Source organism: Amylibacter sp. IMCC11727 (assembly GCF_029854195.1).
Classification (GTDB): domain Bacteria; phylum Pseudomonadota; class Alphaproteobacteria; order Rhodobacterales; family Rhodobacteraceae; genus Amylibacter.
The window spans coordinates 730,481-745,000 of sequence record NZ_CP122960.1 but is presented as its reverse complement, the minus strand read 5'-3'; the positions used below and the strand labels follow the sequence as shown (position 1 = coordinate 745,000).

The following is a 14,520-nucleotide window of genomic DNA, read 5'->3' as shown; positions in this document are numbered from 1 at the left end:
AAGCGCGTTCAATCGGTTGGGATGTCACCTCTTCTACTATACGGCGCACAATTAAATAGCCGGTGTTGGAATAGGACCATCCTGCCCCCACTTCAAAATCCGCGCCCGCCGCCTCTGCTTTTGCCAGCACCGCATCATCGCGCCACGCTGCGCCACCCGCGTCCACGGCTCTGTGGTATTCGGCCCAACCCGTATAACTCGCAACACCCGCACGATGCGCCAACAGGTCCGCAACGCAAAACGCACGACCTTTCAGCCGTGCGTTCAAATCCAATTGCCCCTTTTGCGCCAACCGCAAACAGGCGGTTGCAATCACGGTCTTGGTCACACTCCACCAAGGGACCACTTCTTCACTGCTGGCAAAACGCCCCGTATCCGTCTGCCAAGCCGTGATCATCGCGCAGCTGTCCGTCCCATACGTTTCACCCAACGATACCCAATCAGCAGAACAAAGATCGCCAGATACATCAGTGGCTCAAACTGCCACGTCTTTTTCAGCAATACAAAATGCAACGCCCCAAGGATCGCAGCCAAATACACCCATACATGTAACTTGCGCCACACGATTGGCCCCAGCTTTCGGATCGACAGATTGTTTGATGTGATAGCCAACGGCAAAAGGATCAAAAACGAAACCACGCCCACTATTATATAAGGCCGCTTTGTGATGTCCTTTATGATGGGTTCCCACTCCAGCTGTTTGTCCAGCAGCAGATACACAACCAAATGCGCCAGCACGTAAAAGAACGCCATCAAACCGATAGAGCGGCGAAACTTAATCAGGTTCCACCCCACCAAATCACGCAGCGGCGTAATCAACAGCCCAAGGATTAAAACCTTCAGCGCATATTCCCCCAACCCATGCTCCAACGTTTCAACTGGATTGGGCCCAGGGGTCTGCACCACCCCCCAAAACAAAACGGCCCCAGGGATCAGCAGAATGAAATACATCACCCAAGCAGGGATCACACGCACCACATTATTCACAGACATAATCTACTCCAGCCATTTGCCGTTTTATTGCGCACCCTATCCATTCACGCAAAGGAATACCGCAAAGTGACTGACCTGTTAGAATTGTTTCAATCCCACGCGTCGTGGCGATCCATCCAGGCAATACAAGTATAGTACCAAGCTCCAGACCCAACGCCGACCAATACACCTGCACTCCCAAACAACCAATCCCGCGTGACATAAACGTAAACGCACGCCGCAATCGCAATAACGCCGCACAAAACCACAAAGACCCAAGCGGTCGAACGCTTATTGATCCCAGTTAAGCCAAGCCGAACCAATTCTGGCGCGTCGTCTCGTGTCATCAATGTGCTCCGTGGGCCAAAATCGGACGGCGCAGCCCCAAAATGCGCTCTGCCTCTTCGCCTTTGCCTTGGCGCATCAACACATTCGCAAGGCTCAGCTCCAACAAATCCCGCTGCGCTCGGCTGCCGCCCAAACGCGCATCATCGACCAACACTGCTGTTAACGCCCGCGTTGCCCCTGCCCAGTCTTGTTTGGTCATGGCGTCAAAAGCTTTCGCGCAGTCTCGCACAACATCCGCAGCGAACCCTTTGCCCGCATCTATATAGGCTTTTAACAACTCGCCCTCTCCCGCCATGGCATGGGCAAGCGCTGCGTGCATATCAATAAAGCTCTGCCCCACCTTGGGTGACATCTGCGCTGTATATTCACTGATTTGTTTCCAACGATCCGCAGATACCTCATGCCCCGCCAATTCCGCACGATATAAGATAGACGCCGTGTCGGTAATCGTATTGATGGCCAGTCCTTCAGATGCGTTTGGTTTTACACCTGCATCCACCGTGGCCCACATCTTATCAACATCGCCTTGCTCCAACGCCCACAGCGCCACATGCCATGACAAATGCCCATGCATCAACGCGCGCTTTTCATAGGACCCCAGCCATTCCTCCAAATACCCGACCCCATCGCGCAAATTCCCCTGTTCATAATAGACATGAGATCGCACATGGGCGGCGTGCGCATGGTTGGGCTTAATATCCAAAGACCGATCAATCATTTTGCTCGCACGCCCCAACATGCCAACTTCGCACATGGAAAACGCATGCTGCGATAACAGCCACCAATCCTCACCATAATGAGGCAACAGGCTCTCAGTATAGGCGAACATGGATGCCTCGCGCGCCGCCTGCCCTGAAAACCCGATCAACCCGAAAACGCTCGTGGCCAATTGCGCGATAATGACATCACGCGGCCACGTCAGCACATGTTCACGCGTGGCAGCCAAGGACTCCATTGCCTTCCCTTTAAACAACAACCCCATGGCATTCACATGGCTGGCTTCGCGCCCGGATGCCCCTTCGGCCAATTCCGTGGCTCGTACCATCGCCGCCTTCGCCGCTGGCATATCCCCAGACAAAACCAGCGCCCGCGCCAACCCAACATAAGCCAGCGTGAAACCATCATCCGCCGCCACAGCCGCCTGAAACGGTTCGGCCATATCTGCCGCTCCGCTTAACACGCGATCCACACCTTCTATGTACTGGGCACAGGCCACTTCAGACGATGTCGTCAATTCATTGTCGTATCGATCGCGCAGCATTTGCGTCTCCTAATAAATCTTATCCATTAAAGAAGTAATAGAGTGTCAGGAAAACACCAAACACAATCACGTCCCAGCTTAACAACTTCTGTGGGAAAAATCGCACCTCAAACCCGCTGGCAAAAGGGAACGTAGACGGCCCTTTTGGGGCGCGCTAAACACGACCTATATATAGGAGTGTGAAATGACCCACGCGACAGGCAGTTGCACATGCGGCGCAATCCGAATTTCTGCCAAAGGCGATCCCAAAAGTGTCGGCATTTGTCACTGCCTTGATTGCCGCAAACACCACGGTGCAGTCTTTTACGCCGCCGCAGCCTTTGCGCCGTCTGACGTCACAATCACAGGGGACACCCACCAATACAAAGACCGCCACTTTTGCCCAACCTGCGGCGCATCGGTTTTCGCCACATCAGACGGCGAGGTTGAAATCCACCTCGGCATACTCGACACCCCAAACCAATTCACACCCACCTATGAACTTTGGTGCGAGCGGCGCGAAAACTGGCTGCCTGAATTTGTGGGCATGCAGAAACACAAACGCGACCGCCAATAATGGCAGCCGCGTTTACATTCATTGGCGATAGAACTTAATAAAACTTCGACAGGTCCATCCCGTCATACAGGCTCGCCACCTCTTCACCGTACCCGTTGAACTTCAACGTCGGTTCTTTTTTGGCAAACAACCCAGACCCGATGATCCGATGAGATGCCTGTGACCAGCGCGGGTGATTCACCTCTGGGTTCACATTACTATAGAACCCGTATTCCCGCGCATTGATGCGGTTCCACGTTGTGGGCGGCTCTTTCTCTGTCAGCGTAATCTTGACGATGGATTTGATAGATTTGAACCCATACTTCCACGGCACCACCAAACGCAGCGGCGCGCCGTTCTGATTTGGCAGAACCTCATCATACATCCCTGTCGCCATAAAGCTCAGCGGGTGCATCGCCTCATCCATGCGCAACCCTTCAACATAAGGCCACGGGAACGACCCACTGCTTTGTCCGTGCATTTCTTTCGGGCGCAACAGCGTTTCAAACGCCACATACTTTGCATTACCTTGCGGATCGGCCTTTGCGATCAGATCAGACAACTGGAACCCGACCCACGGCACAACCATCGCCCAGGCTTCAACACAACGGAACCGATAAATCCGTTCCTCCAGCGTCATGTCCTTAAGAATATCTTCCAGCGCGTAAGTGCCAGGTTTGTTCACCAAACCGCCAATTTCTACAGACCACGGGTCGGTCGTCAGCGCTTTTGCATATTTCGCAGGGTCGCCCTTGCCTGTCCCAAACTCGTAAAAGTTATTGTAGGTCGTCGCATCTTCATAAGACGTCAGCTCCAACCCCGCGCCATAATCCGTCTTGGTCGCGTTCAGTTTGGCCGCCGCAGGCATCCCAAGCCCAGCCGCAAGGCCCAAGCCTGCTGCACCCGCCATCAACTGACGACGGTTCATGAAATCAGCTTTCGGCGTCACGCTCGAATACTTCAAATCGCTTTTGTAACGGGCCATCGGATACCTTCCCTTTTCATATCACGCTCAATGTGGCCTAGCAGGGCGCATATTCCAACGCAAAACACCCCTGTTCACGACCTTGTTGGAATGGTTACAATCTTCAAAACTCAAAGGATCACCCATGAAATCGCTTTGCTTCGCTGTTGCAACCGCTCTCATCCTGCCACTTACCGCCAGCGCAGGCACGCAATTGGAACGGGTTCAGGCCGGCTGGGAACAATGGATCAAAGACAACGATGTCACCAAATCCACGATAACAGTTTCCAAAGGCGGCAAGATCATCATGTCGATGGGCCACGGCACGGATGCCCAAACCCCCATGCCGTTTGCCAGCCTTGGCAAAGCCATCACCGCATCCTGCACCGCCCACGCAATCAACGACGGCTTGTTCACCTTTTCGGATACTGTAGGCACACTCCTTGGGGACACGATATTCGTTAAAGACACCAACGCCGACATTACCGTGGGCCAACTGATCACACACGGCTCAGGGCTGGCCCCCGACCAAACCCAAAAACCCATGCAACGCTGGGTCGGCGGCGACACAGTTGTCCATGACAAAGCCGCGAAAACCGCTCTGTCGCGCGCGCCTCAAAACGCGGCCCGCAACACTTATTACTATAACAACGAAAACTACGCGATTTTGGGTCGCATTATAGAAGTCACATCAGGCCAAACCTACGAAGCCTATTGTAACGAAGCCGTGCTAAAACCGCTCGGCATCACGACACAAACCCTCTCTACTATATATGGCCCGTTTGCAGCCTTCGGCGGTTGGTCCATGTCAGCAGATGATTACACCCATTTCGTGATCGGAACTTTTGGCGATGGCGGCACGCTTGGCGCGGAACCAACCGCCTATCCCAGCACAGCACTGAACGCCAAAGTGAACTACGGCATGGGCACCTTCTGGCGCGAATTTAACGGCGCTTACAATCACTGGCACTTCGGCCTTTTGTGCTTTGGCCCCAAAAACTCGGGCGGCAGCTACTTTGCCTACTATGAGGGTAAAGTCTCCGTCGTCGTCACCCACAACCGCTGTGTCGACTGGGACAAATCCTTTGCCCTTGATGCGGCTATGGCGGGGGCAGTTTACAACCGCTAAGCCAGCACCCGCACAGGCAACCGCTCAAACGCGCGGATGGTGTTGTTCATCGCCACGACTGGTGCGCCGTCTAACGCCCACCGCGTCACCCGGTTCAACATCGACGCCAGAACGCTGCGCATTTCCAAACGTGCCAGATGCAGCCCCATGCACATATGCACCCCGTGGCCAAATCCCACATGTTTGCGCACATTGCGCGTCACATCAAACGTATCGGGGTTTTCAAACACACGCGGGTCACGGTTCGCGCTGGCATAAACCACTATCACACGGCTGCCCTGTGGCAAGGTCACACCACTCATCGCATAATCCTCTGCCACAAACCGCGAAAATGCGCGGATCGGTGTGGACAGACGTACGATTTCTTCAATCGCATTGGGGATCAGGCTTGGATCATCTCGTAAAATATCCCACTGCGCGGGGTCTTTGGCAAAATGATAGGCAGCAAAGCCCAGCGCCGAAATCGTCGTATCAAGCGATGGATTAATATAGTCGCGCATCAGCTGCGCCGCTTCGTCCTGTGAAAACCCTTTCGCAGGCGCTTCTTCAAAAATGCGCCGCGCCAATCCACCCTCTTTCAACCGATCAGGCCGTCCCTCTTCTGCCAAAAACTGCTGCAAACCGCGCAGATCATCAAACGCATCAACAGAGCGTTTGTTATACCCTTCAAATAGGTTAAACGCGGCAGACGCCCACGTCAGCATATTCGCCTTACCCGTTTCCGACAGGCCCACCAATTCTGTCACAATGGTCAGCGGCAAAATCTGCGCAAAATCCGCCACCGCATCAAACCGCCCACGTGCCACCAAGGTGTCGGCCAATTGCTCTGCTGCTTGTTCGATATAGGGCGTTAGCTCGACAATACCTTTGGGGTTAATGGGCGTCGCCGTAATGCTGCGCTTGCGCCGATGCTCCTCCCCGTCTGAATTTAACGAATTGCCAATCAGCAGCGCATTCACATCGTCGTTCAGGGACAAACCCTTTCCAGATACAAATACATCTGGCTTACGCAACGCCTCAACCACCTCAGCATACCGTGTCAGAACATACGCGTTTTGCTTGGGTAACCACGCCACAGGCCCAAGCTCCCGCAGTGCTGCGTAATGGGGCAACGGATCGCGGATCACCGCATCGCTGTAAAAGTCCACATCGTATGCGGGTATTACTTCGGTCGTGGCCAAATCTCATCCATTCGTATTGATCGCCCGTTGTCTTGTACGATCCGCACATGGTGGCGGCGAATGCCCCGCGGCTCTGTCACTCCAACGGAATGCGCAATGACTTCTACTTCTTTGATCATGGTTTTGGCGTAATTCGCAACTTTGTCGAACTTATCTTTTGGCACCAATCCCTTTTGAAACCGCGGATCATGGGTCGTAATCCCCGTCGGACAAGTGTTCTTGTTACACTTCAACGCTTGAATACAGCCGAGCGAGAACATGAACCCGCGCGCGCTGGTCACAAAATCCGCCCCCGCTGCCAGCGCCCATGCCACATCGCTTGGCACCATCAATTTCCCGCTGGCAATCAGCCGAATGCGCTCACGCAGTCCAAATTCCACCAACAGATCGGACATCATCGGCAGGCTTTCCCGAATGGTCACACCCACCAGATCCATCAACGGCATCGGGCTTGCCCCCGTCCCCCCATCTCCACTGTCCACCGTGATAAAGTCAGGGGCATGTTCATCGCCACGCCGCTTGATCTCTTCAAACAACTCGCGCATCGGGCCATCGTCGCTTACGACAGTTTTAAACCCAACAGGCTTGCCCGTCACCTCACGCACATGCGCAATAAAATCGAGCAATTCACCAACAGTACTGATGTCCAAATGACGATTTGGGCTGATCGACGCTTCGCCTTCCCGAATACCGCGAATTTCTGCAATCCGCTTTGTTACCTTCTCCGCAGGCAGAATGCCCCCTTTTCCCGGCTTTGCCCCCTGCGCCATCTTTACTTCGAACATGCGCACCGTGTCATGGGCCGCAATCTCGCGCAGCTTGTCATCCGACAGATTTCCGTCTTCGTCGCGCACGCCGTATTTTGCCGTGCCAATCTGAAACACGATATCGCATTCCCCTTGCAGGTGATACGGGCTCAACCCGCCTTCCCCTGTGTTCAGCCAAATCCCCGCTTGCTTTGCCCCACGCGACAACGCCTTAACCGCAGGCTTTGAAATCGCACCAAAGCTCATCCCAGAGATATTGAAAATCGACGGCGCCATATATGGTGTCCGACAATGAGGCCCAATCTGCATCGGCTCTGTCTTGGCTGCCTGCTCATCAAGCGGCGGAAACGGCGCATTCACGAAAATTGGCGTGCCTGGCACTTCCAAATTCCGCGTTGATCCAAACGCAATGGTATTGCCCTTACCTGTGGTCGCCCGTTTCACATAATCCCGTTGCGCACGGTTAAACGGCAGCTCCTCGCGGTCCATCGCGAAAAAATACTGCCGAAAGAATTCGCCCAATTCAGTAAAAATATGCCGAAACCGCCCCACCACGGGATAATTCCGCCGCACCGCGTCCCCCTTCTGTGTTCGGTCGATCACAAACATCACCACCGTGGCCAGCACCGCCAACCCAATGGCAAAGATAAACAGAACAGCGAAAAAGAATAAAACGTCCGAAACGGCATTCATAAAAAACATGGGGCGACCTCCTCAGGGTGCAGAAAACCTACCGCAAATGACCCCCAAAGCAACCAAATTGCAAAACACAATCTGCTGTCACTTACAGACATTTTCGTGGGTTTCTGAAATGTAGATCAAAAAAACTTTGAAACATTTCCAAGCCCGCTCACACATATTCGTCATTTGACTTTCAAAATGCCCGCAGCTTAGTCCGATTTACTTCGTTTCAAGGGCCAAATGGCAAAAACTTCATAAATCTAAATCACAACTCCCGCCGTAACCCGTTCATTCCCAATCACGGGAACAACTCACAAAGGGAGAGATCACATGATCCGTAGAACATTTATCGCCGCCACCGCAACTTTGATGCTTGCTCCAGCTGCCTTTGCTGGTGCCACCAAAGACATCGTGGAAACAGCCGCATCTGCTGGTTCGTTCAACACATTGCTGGCCGCAGCCAAAGCAGCTGGCCTCGTCCACACACTCAAAGGCGACGGCCCTTTCACAGTGTTTGCCCCAACTGACGAGGCATTCGCCGCCCTGCCAGAAGGCACTGTTGAGACACTGCTCAAGCCAGAGAACAAAGACCAACTGGTCGCGATCCTGACTTACCACGTGGTACCAGCCAAAGTGATGTCTGGTGATATCGCAGGCAAAAAGGCCAACGTTAAGACAGTGAACGGCGAAAAACTTTCCGTGAACGCGAAGAACGGCGTCAAAGTGAACGACGCAACGGTGACAGCCGCTGACATCGTCGCATCGAACGGCGTAATCCATGTGGTGGACACAGTGATCCTGCCAGGGTCCTAAACCCAAATAGAACCAAAAGGGGCGCCCATAGCGGCGCCCCTTCCTTAATTCAAATAGACCAAATAGACATAGCCAACGGCCACCAGAGTGATCGGCCAGAAAATGATGGCCAGCTTTACGGTCACAAAGAAGATAACCTTCGCTACAAACCGTAAAAGCCAACCAATCATTGCATCACCTAATGCACGGGTTCATCAGCGGGTTTCTTTGGCGCTTTGCCAACCCCGTTGATCACCAACCCATTGTCATCGGCACCAATCGTCACGGTGGACCCATCCAGCACATCCCCCGCCAGCAACAACTCTGCCAACGGATCTTGCACCGCTTTCTGGATCACCCGCTTTAACGGACGCGCACCGTAAACGGGGTCGTACCCCTGATCCGCCAACCACGTCTTTGCAGCTTCATCCAAATCCAGCGCAATTTTCCGTGCTTCCAAACGGCGCTCCAAAATACCCAACTGGATATCAACGATCCCGTCCATGTTGCTACGGCTCAACCGATCAAACATCACGATCTCATCCAGACGGTTGATAAACTCGGGTCGGAAATGCCCCTGCACGGCTTGCATCACATCGGCCTTGGCCTGTTCGGCATCTGCACCTTCGGGCAATTGACTCAACGCTTGGCTGCCAAGGTTGGACGTCAAGATAATCAGCGTCTGCTTGAAATCCACAGTCCGCCCTTGCCCATCTGTCAGAACCCCATCATCCAGAACTTGCAACAGCACGTTAAACACATCTGGATGCGCCTTCTCAACTTCATCGAACAAGACAACCTGATATGGCCTGCGCCGCACTGCTTCGGTCAGCGCACCGCCTTCGTCATAGCCAACATAACCAGGAGGCGCCCCGATCAGCCGCGCCACGGAATGTTTCTCCATGAATTCAGACATATCAATGCGCACCATGGCGCTGTCGTCATCAAACAGAAACTCCGCCAACGCCTTGGTCAGCTCGGTTTTCCCCACACCAGTCGGCCCAAGGAACAGGAACGACCCCTGCGGACGGTTCTCATCCGACAGCCCAGCACGGGATCGACGCACAGCATTGGACACCGCCGTAACCGCATCCAGCTGCCCAATGACCCGCTTGCCAAGTTCGCCTTCCATGCGCAGCAGCTTTTCACGCGTGCCCTCCAGCATCTTATCCACGGGGATACCCGTCCAGCGTTCAACAACACTGGCGATATGCTCAGGACGCACGGCTTCCTCGACCATCACGTCGTCTTCACGACCCTCAGCCTCGGCCAGCTTCTTCTCCAGATCAGGGATCACGCCATACTGCAATTCACCCATCTTGGCCAAATCACCCGCACGCCGCGCGTTTTCAAATTGCACCCGCGCACCATCCAGCTCTTCCTTGATGTCTCGCGCACCGGCCAGTTTATCGCGTTCCGCCTGCCAGGCCGCTGTCATCTGGCTTGATTGCTCTTGCAACTCCGCCACAGATTTCTGCAACGTCTCCAACCGATCTTTCGACGCCGCATCCTTCTCGGATTTCAGTGCCTCAACTTCGATCTGCTTTTGCAACAACTCACGATCAATCGCATCCAGCTCTTCTGGCTTGCTGTCCACTTCCATACGCAACCGCGCTGCCGCTTCATCCATCAGATCAATCGCCTTGTCTGGCAAAAACCGATCCGTGATGTAACGGTTGGACAAGTTCGCTGCTGAAACAAGCGCACTGTCAGAAATCCGAATGCCGTGATGCACTTCGTATTTCTCTTTAATACCCCGCAGGATCGAAATCGTGTCCACCACAGTTGGCTCTTGCACCACAACAGGCTGGAACCGCCGCGCAAGTGCCGCGTCCTTTTCAACATGTTTGCGATACTCATCAAGGGTCGTCGCCCCAACACAGTGCAATTCCCCCCGCGCCAACGCAGGTTTCAACAGGTTCGACGCATCCATTGCACCTTCCGATTTACCCGCGCCAACCAGCGTGTGCATCTCATCAATGAACAGGATGATCTCACCCGCCGCCTCGGTCACTTCGGTCAGAATGGATTTCAACCGCTCCTCAAACTCGCCACGATACTTCGCGCCCGCAATCAACGCCCCCATATCGAGCGCCATAAGCGTCTTATTCTCCAAACTCTCAGGCACATCGCCATTGATAATGCGCAAAGCCAAACCCTCGGCAATCGCGGTCTTACCCACGCCCGGTTCCCCAATCAAAACAGGGTTGTTCTTGGTCCGACGGCTCAACACCTGCATCGCACGGCGAATTTCTTCGTCGCGCCCGATGATCGGATCAATCTTGCCGTCCCGCGCCGCTGCCGTAAGGTCCCGCGCATATTTCTTCAATGCGTCATACCCATCTTCCGCAGACGCACTATCGGCGGTCCGCCCCTTGCGCACATCATTGATGGCCGCGTTCAGGCTTTGCGCTGTCACGCCCGCATCTTTCAAAATGGTCGCCGCATCGGATTTCACAATGGCCAACGCGGTTAACATCCGTTCCACAGGCACAAATGAATCCCCAGCCTTTTGCGCCAGCTTCTCCGCCTCGCCAAAAACCTTCGCCGTTTGGCCATCCATGTAAACCTGCCCAGCATCGCCAGACACTTTTGGCAGTTTACCCAAGTTCACATCAACATCCTGCAAAACCCGTGCAGGATCACCACCGGCTGCCTTAATCAAATTGGCCGCCAACCCTTCGCCGTCATCCAACAGAGCCTTTAACAAATGTTGTGGTGTGAAACGCTGATGATCGTCGCGCATCGCTATGGTCTGGGCTGCTTGAATCATGCCCCGAGACCGCTCAGTGAATTTTTCCAAATTCATGGTCTTCTCCTTCTATAAGCGCTTGCCGATATAATAAGACGCCCTTCATAGGCACGTCGTGGTGCAAGCCTTACGGATAAAATAGGAACGAACCCCCCCGCCGACAAGGGGCCAACCTCATAGTTTCTTTGGTCTCAAAATACTCAAATCAACCCTCGTTGCGGCCATCACGGCTAAAGGCATAAACGACACAGCCGAACAACAAAGCCGCGCCAAAGAAGCCAAACAAAACTTGGTACGTGTCCACTGGGCCAAGACCGCCCGACACCCCATTGTAAACCCGCCCTGACAAGGATTGGAAAATTCCAACCCCGCCAATGCCAAACAGGTTCAACAACGTCACACCGCGTCCCATCAAATGCTCTGGAAAAAATGTCTTGGCATGCGCAATGATCACGACAAACGTGGCCCCGCACACCCCCACAAGGGCAAACAACACGGCCGACAGAAACACCGAATGGCCTGCAAACACAGCCAACAAGCCTACACTGACAACCCCTGCTACATTGCCAGCCAGGACAATGGCTTTACGGCTTGGAATAATCCGATCCAACGGCCCAAAGATGAAATTCCCCGCCGCCATCGCGATGCTCATGACCAGTGTTACACCCCCAATCGTCGCCGCAGTTGCGCCAAACACCTGATCCAAATACGGCCCCGCCCACAGGCCACGGATGCCCGCTGCGGGCACATAATTCACCATCATGATCAGCAAAATCGGCCAAATGACAGGCTTCTTCAGCAAAACCAAAACCGACCCAGATGCACTGCCTTCTGCCCGTTCAGGATCACGCACAAAAAAGAACGCCGCCACCGCAATGATTAATGTGGCCGCCGCCAGCGCCCACATGGTTCCCCGCCAGCCAAAGGCCTCCACGGCCATGGTCATGGGCAGCGAACTCCCGATATTGCCAAGGTTCCCAATCCCCAGCGTCACACCCGCCAACGTGGCAAACACCGCAGGCGCATAAGCGCGCGCAAAAATGTAATAACTCGCCATCAACACAGGGGCGCAACCAAAACCGATCATCCCCATCGCAACCGAAATATGCCAAGGCGCGCTTGCCATCGCGAAGACGGCGGCACCACCTGCACCGCCAATAGCGAACATCACGCTCGATGTCAGACGTGGCCCAATCCGATCCAACAATTCACCAATCGGGATTTGCATACAGGCAAACACCAGAAACCAAACGCCGCTCGCCGCAGCCAAATCCGCAGGGGTCGCCCCGATGCTAATCTGCAACTCAGGTGACATCACTGCCAGAAAGGCGCGGTAAAACTGGCTCAGCACATAGGCGAGCACCAAAGAAACGATCCCAGCATTCATGATCTTGCGGCCTTTATTCCAGTGTCGGCTCCACTGCTCGCACATACATGGCCGAAATCAAACCCAGAATGTTCACACCCATCAGAATTATCATTAACACAAAAGGCCCCGTCATCTGGGTCAAAACCGCCCCCGTTACAAACGTCAGAACCGCCCCTGCCGCCACCACGGCCGCACCAGACAAACCAGACGCACTGCCTGCCAGATCAGGGCGCACCGACATGGCCCCCGAATTGCTCGCAGGCAGGGTTAGCCCATTGCCCACACCGATAAACACAACCGATCCAAACAGAACAACGGGATGCAAATATCCCAGCATCATCAGGATCAACCCCATTGCAATTCCCAATACGGCGATAACCCGCCCTGCAACCATCATACTGCCCAGCGAAAAGCGCAGCGCATATCGCCCCGTGAAAAAGTTCCCAATCACAAACCCGCCTGTGATTGCCCCCATGCCAATGCCAACCTGCGCAGGGCTCAGATCAAACGCCACTTCCCCCACCAGCGGCGCGCCGGCCAGAAACACATAGAACGCGCCCACCGAACAGGATTGGCACACCACATGCCCCCAAAACAGGCCCGATCCAACCAACGCAGGATAGGTTTTGAATTGGCTTAAAAATGTGTCCGATGTGTTTGTGTTGGTTTCTCCCAGATCGACCCAAGCCATCACAAAAACCAACACGCCAAGCGCTGCAAACAGCAGAAACGTCACACGCCAACCAAAGGCCTGATCAATCAAACCGCCCACCACAGGCCCTAACATCGGGGCCAACGCCATCACCATGGAAACATACCCCATCATGCGCGCCGCTTCTTTGGGCAGGGCCATATCGCGGATCACCGCACGGCTTAAAGCCATGCCCGCAATCACCGCGCTTTGTAGCATTCGAAATCCCAAAAACACCCAAATGTTCTGCGCAAGCAAACACCCGACAGAGGCCAGCGCGAATATCCCCATCGCCGCCAACAAAATTGGCCTGCGTCCCCACCGATCAGACAAAGGCCCCATCACAATTTGCAGCACAGCGGAAATCGCCAAATACCCTGCGATAGACAGGTTCACAATCCAATAATCCACCTGCAAATCGCGGGCAATATTGGACAGGGACGGCAAAAACATATTCAGCGAAAGCACTGATATGGCCGTCAAAAATACAAGCGTTATGAAACGCGGCGGTGTCGTGGCTGAAGAAAACAAATTTAAAATTCCATCAACTATACGTTGACGCTATCACGGCTCACCAACCCGCGCAAACGACTTTCAGGTTACGCGCCCGTGCGCGAAGACTTGCTGCTTTGGCCGCCAAAGCCGCCTCTACAAAACCTTTTGCGTCTTTGCGAAATTTGGGGGCACATTGTGCGATGCGCACAAACGCATCCAACGCCCAAACCCGCACCAATGCTTTATCTGCTCCCATCAAATCGCGAACAGCATCCACATGCGCCACGGCGGCCATTGGTGCAAACTGAACGCACTGTAAAATGTGCAACTGCGCCGCCCATTCCGTTTGCGCCTGTAAACTGGCAAACACATGGTCCAACGTAACATCCGTGCCTTGTTCGACCAACGCCTTAACCAACCACGTGGCCGCAACCGCCACATCTGGATCGAAACACAGCGCAACCAAACCCGCGACATCCGCACGCGCCATGTCCATTGCACCGACCAATTCCGCCGTATGCGTTCCATCAAACCGTTCCAAGGCCGCGCGCACTGCGTTCATCTCTGCACCCTCTCTTGACTT

General features: G+C 54.2%; 15 protein-coding genes (1 of these 15 running past the window's edge). 3 read left to right on the top strand and 12 right to left on the bottom strand.

The genetic code is table 11. The features are described 5' to 3' along the window. From QBD29_RS03895 to QBD29_RS03880, 4 genes are all read right to left on the bottom strand, one after another. Window positions 1–397 carry the beginning of a serine hydrolase domain-containing protein gene (locus QBD29_RS03895; RefSeq protein ID WP_280100013.1) on the bottom strand. 473 nt of this gene lie to the left of the window's left edge, so only the first 397 of its 870 coding nucleotides appear in the window; its start codon is at window positions 395–397; its stop codon lies off the left edge, out of view. Beyond that, the gene (gene msrQ, locus QBD29_RS03890; RefSeq protein WP_280100012.1) at window positions 394–993 is read right to left on the bottom strand and encodes a protein-methionine-sulfoxide reductase heme-binding subunit MsrQ; all 600 of its coding nucleotides are present in this window, start codon (window positions 991–993) and stop codon (window positions 394–396) included. The genes QBD29_RS03895 and msrQ overlap by 4 nt, the downstream gene beginning before the upstream one ends. A gap of 89 nt (window positions 994–1,082) precedes the next feature. Continuing rightward, window positions 1,083–1,319, bottom strand: coding sequence for a hypothetical protein (locus QBD29_RS03885; RefSeq protein WP_280100011.1), 237 nt, complete (start codon window positions 1,317–1,319; stop codon window positions 1,083–1,085). Next, window positions 1,319–2,581: a tetratricopeptide repeat protein gene (locus QBD29_RS03880; protein ID WP_280100010.1), complete on the bottom strand. Its 1,263-nt coding sequence runs from the start codon at window positions 2,579–2,581 to the stop codon at window positions 1,319–1,321. The genes QBD29_RS03885 and QBD29_RS03880 overlap by 1 nt, the downstream gene beginning before the upstream one ends. Before the next feature lie 184 nt (window positions 2,582–2,765). On the opposite strand from QBD29_RS03880, the gene QBD29_RS03875 reads away from it, so the two are divergent. Further along, window positions 2,766–3,137 carry a GFA family protein gene (locus QBD29_RS03875; RefSeq protein WP_280100009.1) on the top strand — a complete coding sequence of 124 codons (372 nt, stop codon included), beginning with the start codon at window positions 2,766–2,768 and terminating at the stop codon, window positions 3,135–3,137. A 34-nt stretch (window positions 3,138–3,171) separates the two neighbouring features. Here the strand turns inward: QBD29_RS03875 and msrP are convergent, their stop codons facing one another. Beyond that, a complete protein-coding gene (msrP, locus tag QBD29_RS03870) occupies window positions 3,172–4,101 on the bottom strand; it encodes a protein-methionine-sulfoxide reductase catalytic subunit MsrP (RefSeq protein WP_280100008.1) in 930 nt (309 codons plus the stop codon). A gap of 124 nt (window positions 4,102–4,225) precedes the next feature. Between msrP and QBD29_RS03865 the strand changes: the two genes are divergently transcribed. After that, window positions 4,226–5,209, top strand: coding sequence for a serine hydrolase domain-containing protein (locus QBD29_RS03865; RefSeq protein ID WP_280100007.1), 984 nt, complete (start codon window positions 4,226–4,228; stop codon window positions 5,207–5,209). On the opposite strand, the gene QBD29_RS03860 is transcribed toward QBD29_RS03865, so the two are convergent. Both QBD29_RS03860 and QBD29_RS03855 read right to left on the bottom strand, forming a co-directional pair. After that, on the bottom strand, window positions 5,206–6,390 hold the full coding sequence (locus QBD29_RS03860) for a cytochrome P450 (RefSeq protein WP_280100006.1): 1,185 nt from the start codon (window positions 6,388–6,390) through the stop codon (window positions 5,206–5,208). The genes QBD29_RS03865 and QBD29_RS03860 overlap by 4 nt on opposite strands. After that, window positions 6,372–7,850, bottom strand: coding sequence for an FMN-binding glutamate synthase family protein (locus tag QBD29_RS03855; protein WP_280101028.1), 1,479 nt, complete (start codon window positions 7,848–7,850; stop codon window positions 6,372–6,374). Before QBD29_RS03855 ends, QBD29_RS03860 begins: the two co-directional genes overlap by 19 nt. A 318-nt stretch (window positions 7,851–8,168) precedes the next feature. Between QBD29_RS03855 and QBD29_RS03850 the strand changes: the two genes are divergently transcribed. Then, window positions 8,169–8,651, top strand: a complete 483-nt coding sequence (locus QBD29_RS03850; RefSeq protein ID WP_280100005.1) for a fasciclin domain-containing protein — start codon at window positions 8,169–8,171, stop codon at window positions 8,649–8,651. A gap of 44 nt (window positions 8,652–8,695) precedes the next feature. Here the strand turns inward: QBD29_RS03850 and QBD29_RS03845 are convergent, their stop codons facing one another. The 5 genes from QBD29_RS03845 to QBD29_RS03825 form a co-directional block, all read right to left on the bottom strand. Further along, on the bottom strand, window positions 8,696–8,821 hold the full coding sequence (locus tag QBD29_RS03845; RefSeq protein ID WP_280100004.1) for a hypothetical protein: 126 nt from the start codon (window positions 8,819–8,821) through the stop codon (window positions 8,696–8,698). Window positions 8,822–8,829: 8 nt separating this feature from the next. Beyond that, window positions 8,830–11,439 (bottom strand): ATP-dependent chaperone ClpB, encoded by a 2,610-nt coding sequence (clpB, locus tag QBD29_RS03840; RefSeq protein ID WP_280100003.1) that lies wholly within the window; start codon window positions 11,437–11,439, stop codon window positions 8,830–8,832. Window positions 11,440–11,587: 148 nt separating this feature from the next. Next, a complete protein-coding gene (locus QBD29_RS03835; protein WP_280100002.1) occupies window positions 11,588–12,769 on the bottom strand; it encodes an MFS transporter in 1,182 nt (393 codons plus the stop codon). A 13-nt stretch (window positions 12,770–12,782) separates the two neighbouring features. Next, window positions 12,783–13,925: an MFS transporter gene (locus QBD29_RS03830; protein WP_347936246.1), complete on the bottom strand. Its 1,143-nt coding sequence runs from the start codon at window positions 13,923–13,925 to the stop codon at window positions 12,783–12,785. Between the two features lie 88 nt (window positions 13,926–14,013). Beyond that, window positions 14,014–14,499: a hypothetical protein gene (locus tag QBD29_RS03825; RefSeq protein ID WP_280100000.1), complete on the bottom strand. Its 486-nt coding sequence runs from the start codon at window positions 14,497–14,499 to the stop codon at window positions 14,014–14,016. Between the last annotated feature and the right edge of the window lie 21 nt (window positions 14,500–14,520).

Bases quoted from the DNA above. Each gene is read 5' to 3' on its own strand.
- msrQ (WP_280100012.1), bottom strand. From the start codon at position 993: ATGTCTGTGAATAATGTGGTGCGTGTGATCCCTGCTTGGGTGATGTAT.
- QBD29_RS03885 (WP_280100011.1), bottom strand. From the start codon at position 1,319: ATGACACGAGACGACGCGCCAGAATTGGTTCGGCTTGGCTTAACTGGG.
- QBD29_RS03880 (WP_280100010.1), bottom strand. From the start codon at position 2,581: ATGCTGCGCGATCGATACGACAATGAATTGACGACATCGTCTGAAGTG.
- QBD29_RS03875 (WP_280100009.1), top strand. From the start codon at position 2,766: ATGACCCACGCGACAGGCAGTTGCACATGCGGCGCAATCCGAATTTCT.
- msrP (WP_280100008.1), bottom strand. From the start codon at position 4,101: ATGGCCCGTTACAAAAGCGATTTGAAGTATTCGAGCGTGACGCCGAAA.
- QBD29_RS03865 (WP_280100007.1), top strand. From the start codon at position 4,226: ATGAAATCGCTTTGCTTCGCTGTTGCAACCGCTCTCATCCTGCCACTT.
- QBD29_RS03855 (WP_280101028.1), bottom strand. From the start codon at position 7,850: ATGAATGCCGTTTCGGACGTTTTATTCTTTTTCGCTGTTCTGTTTATC.
- QBD29_RS03850 (WP_280100005.1), top strand. From the start codon at position 8,169: ATGATCCGTAGAACATTTATCGCCGCCACCGCAACTTTGATGCTTGCT.
- QBD29_RS03845 (WP_280100004.1), bottom strand. From the start codon at position 8,821: ATGATTGGTTGGCTTTTACGGTTTGTAGCGAAGGTTATCTTCTTTGTG.
- clpB (WP_280100003.1), bottom strand. From the start codon at position 11,439: ATGAATTTGGAAAAATTCACTGAGCGGTCTCGGGGCATGATTCAAGCA.
- QBD29_RS03835 (WP_280100002.1), bottom strand. From the start codon at position 12,769: ATGAATGCTGGGATCGTTTCTTTGGTGCTCGCCTATGTGCTGAGCCAG.
- QBD29_RS03825 (WP_280100000.1), bottom strand. From the start codon at position 14,499: ATGAACGCAGTGCGCGCGGCCTTGGAACGGTTTGATGGAACGCATACG.